The 235-nt window shown below is 69.8% G+C and carries 1 protein-coding gene; it reads left to right on the forward strand.

Translation table 11 applies throughout. The features are described from left to right. A partial coding sequence (locus tag CVH10_RS24520) for an enoyl-CoA hydratase-related protein (RefSeq protein WP_181244766.1) occupies positions 1-235 on the forward strand: 235 nt, incomplete at both ends.

The raw sequence follows: 235 nt of genomic DNA on the forward strand, positions 1-235 counted from the left end.
GATGACCCCGTCAAGCAGGCGTGGGGCTTCGCCGGGCTGGTCAGTCACGCGATTTCCAAGCCGATGATCGCGGCGGTCAACGGACACGCGCTGGGTGGCGGGCTGGAGATCACGCTGGCGTGCGATCTGGCGGTGGCGGTGGACACCGCGCAATTCGGCCTGCCCGAACCCAAGCGCGGGCTGTTCGCGGCGGCGGGGGGCGTGTTCCGCCTGCCCGAGCAACTGCCGACGAAAA

It is taken from the genome of Halomonas sp. ND22Bw (assembly GCF_003011945.1).
In the GTDB taxonomy this organism is placed as follows: domain Bacteria; phylum Pseudomonadota; class Gammaproteobacteria; order Pseudomonadales; family Halomonadaceae; genus Halomonas; species Halomonas halophila.